The sequence below is a fragment of the Syntrophales bacterium genome (assembly GCA_030655775.1).
Taxonomy (GTDB): Bacteria; Desulfobacterota; Syntrophia; order Syntrophales; family JADFWA01; genus JAUSPI01.
Genome location: JAUSPI010000030.1, coordinates 1 through 2859, shown reverse-complemented (window position 1 = coordinate 2859; position 2859 = coordinate 1). Strand labels below are relative to the sequence as shown.

Below are 2859 nucleotides of genomic sequence, written 5' to 3'. Positions count from 1 at the left end.
CTTTGTTTAGTTACAAGAAATGTTGAAGATTTTAAAAATATAGATGTTAGAATATTAAACCCATTCGATTAAAAGTCTCCCAAACCAATAACCGAGAGTGCCCCCCACTGTCGGGATTCTCAGGGACATGACCCGATTTTTTCATAATCTTTTAATAATCTTTTCTTTGCGCCTTTGCCTGCCCAGTGAAACCTTTGTCGGTGTTGTTTCACCGGGGCGTGAGGCCCCAATAACGACAATGAGGAAACCCTGACCCCACTAAGACACAAACAGCTTGACGCCATCATACAATTGTGGTACCAGATACTATCATACTATCATGGAGCATAAATAATGAATACTCAAAAAATAGCCATTACTGTACCATCCGACCTTCTGGATATAATTGATAAAACCACCGCGCAACGCAGTATATCGAGGAGTAGATTTATATCCCTGATACTTCGCGAAAAGTTGCAGGAGGAAAGAAGTCGTCATCTGAAGAGTGAGTATGACAGAGTTTTTTCGGATAAAGCAATATGTGATGAGCAACTAAAAACTGCAGTGTGGCTTGACGGAGCGGGAAACAGGGAAGGACAGGAATGGTAATACGAAGTGGTTCGATTTACTGGGTTGATTTTTCTCCGGGAAAAGGGTCTGAACCGATGGGCAGACGGCCTGGCCTTGTCATCCAGAATGATGCTTTAAACGACAGCAATCTAAACACCGTTATAATGCTCGCTATAACATCAACGCTTAAATTCGGTGATCTGCCGGGAAACATTATATTGCAAAAAGGGGAAGCAAACATGCCCAAACGTTGTGTAATAAATGTCACCCAGATAAAATCAGTAGACAAAAAAAGTATAAAGGAAAACATCGGAGCCCTTTCAGAAGAAAGAATGGCTGAAGTATATCAAGGTCTGAAGCTTGTTATGAATATGCTTTGAAGGGTAGGGGGTCAGGCTCAGTCCCCCCCCCATCGTAAGAACAAGATTGCTCGCTAACCATTTCAATATGCCCCACAGAGAGGGCACGCTACGTTGTCATTTCGAACGAATGTGAGAAATCTTAATCATTAAATAGTCGCTGTCACTATTTTTACGCAATTTACTTTTTTCGTGATTTCGTCCTTTCGTGATTTCGTGATAATCTTTTACGAGAGCAAGTTATAAAAAATACCATATGCGTGCAAAAAGTCCTTGCAGAAAGTGCCATACTTGTATATTTTATCCACATGAAACGTACAATCAATAAAAATTTGTTGGTCTGGAAAAACAGTAAGGATCGTAAACCACTGATCCTGCGTGGTGCGCGTCAGGTGGGGAAAACTTATACCCTGCAGGAATTTGGAAAAACAGAGTTTCCATGCTGCCATTATGTGAATTTTGAAAAAGATGAACAAGTAATCGCGTTGTTTGAAGATGATCTTTCACCCGCCAGAATTATCAATGAACTACAGTTTTATCTTGATGCCTCCATCGATACAGCGCGTGATCTAATTATTTTTGATGAAATCCAGCGCTGTCCACGGGCGCTGACCGCGCTAAAATACTTTCGCGAACAGATGCCGGAAATGGCGTTATGCAGCGCCGGTTCTTTGCTCGGGGTCACTCTTGCCAACGACTCTTTTCCAGTGGGGAAAGTTGGTTTTTTGGATTTATACCCTTTGAGTTTTGACGAGTTTCTGGAAGGAATTGGGAAACTACGTTTAGCCGAATTATTGCAGACACATGTTTTTCAGGAATCATTGCCGCAAATAGCGCATGACCAGTTATGGGATCTCTGGAAAAATTATCTTATTACAGGTGGTTTGCCGGAAGCGGTCAATGTTTACCGCGAGCATTTTAAAAACCAGTACGAAGCAATCCTGGCCGTTCGCCACATCCACAGAGATCTTCTGGACACCTATATGGCGGATATTGCCAAACATTCCGGCAAAACCAATGCCCAGCATATTGAACGATTGTGGCGTAATGTGCCTGTTCAGTTGGCACGTGCTCAGGACGGCAGCGCTCCGAAATTCCGTTTTAAAGATGCCGTGCCTGGTTTGCGAGGTTATGAACGTTTGTCTTCTCCGCTGGACTGGCTGGAAAACGCGCGGCTTGTGCTAAGAACCTCCATTGTGAGTCGGGCTGAAACCCCGCTTGCCGGATTTGCCAGAGACAACCGGTTCAAACAATATTTTTTTGATGTGGGGCTTTTGACCACAATCACTAATATTGATCCGGCCATTATTTTAAAATATGATTATGGAAGCTACAAGGGCTATGTTGCGGAAAACTTTGTGGCGCAGGAACTGCGGGCAACCGGTGTCAGGGATTTGTTTTGTTGGGAAGGCCGAACCTCTGAAGTCGAGTTTCTGTTGGAAACTCCATCGGGCATCATTCCTTTGGAAGTCAAATCAGGATGGATAACCCAGTCTAAAAGTTTGAACGTGTTTGAAAAATGTTACCATCCCCGACAGAGTATGGTTCTGAGTGCCAGAAATGTAAAAACGCAGGGGTCTCGATTATATGCGCCTATTTATGCGGCAAGCCAGCTGGGGAGATTGTTATTGTATGCTTAGAACAGACCTTTGCATAACGACGTCTCCTGTCTCCTGTTTATTATCTTAGCGTCTTTGCGCCTTTGCCTGCCCAGTTTACCCCGTAGCTTCGGGAAATGGTACTGGGGTGAAACCTTTGTCGGTGTTGTTTCACCGGGGCGTGAGGCCCCAATAACGACAATAAGGAAAGTCTGCCCCCCCCATTATGAACTGCTTTATTTCCAGAGTATGGTGGGTTATAATGCAGTAGTCATAAAATTTGATGGAGGTTTACCATGGCAACACAATTTGTAACAGATGAGCAAGGCAATAAAACAGCAGCAATTATTCCC

Annotated in this window: 3 protein-coding genes; all 3 read left to right on the top strand. The window is 43.6% G+C overall.

The window, feature by feature from the left end; genetic code table 11:
- Positions 1-333 precede the first annotated feature (333 nt).
- The 3 genes from Q7J27_01745 (at position 334) to Q7J27_01735 (ending at position 2548) form a co-directional block, all read left to right on the top strand.
- A complete protein-coding gene (locus tag Q7J27_01745; protein ID MDO9527861.1) occupies positions 334-588 on the top strand; it encodes a ribbon-helix-helix domain-containing protein in 255 nt (84 codons plus the stop codon).
- Complete coding sequence (locus Q7J27_01740; protein ID MDO9527860.1) at positions 582-929, top strand: type II toxin-antitoxin system PemK/MazF family toxin; 348 nt, start codon at positions 582-584, stop codon at positions 927-929. Before Q7J27_01745 ends, Q7J27_01740 begins: the two co-directional genes overlap by 7 nt.
- 287 nt (positions 930-1216) lie before the next feature.
- Complete coding sequence (locus tag Q7J27_01735) at positions 1217-2548, top strand: AAA family ATPase (protein MDO9527859.1); 1332 nt, start codon at positions 1217-1219, stop codon at positions 2546-2548.
- The last annotated feature ends 311 nt before the right edge of the window (positions 2549-2859 follow it).

Coding starts and splice junctions, on each gene's coding strand:
- Q7J27_01745 (MDO9527861.1), top strand. CDS start 334: ATGAATACTCAAAAAATAGCCATTACTGTACCATCCGACCTTCTGGAT.
- Q7J27_01740 (MDO9527860.1), top strand. CDS start 582: ATGGTAATACGAAGTGGTTCGATTTACTGGGTTGATTTTTCTCCGGGA.
- Q7J27_01735 (MDO9527859.1), top strand. CDS start 1,217: ATGAAACGTACAATCAATAAAAATTTGTTGGTCTGGAAAAACAGTAAG.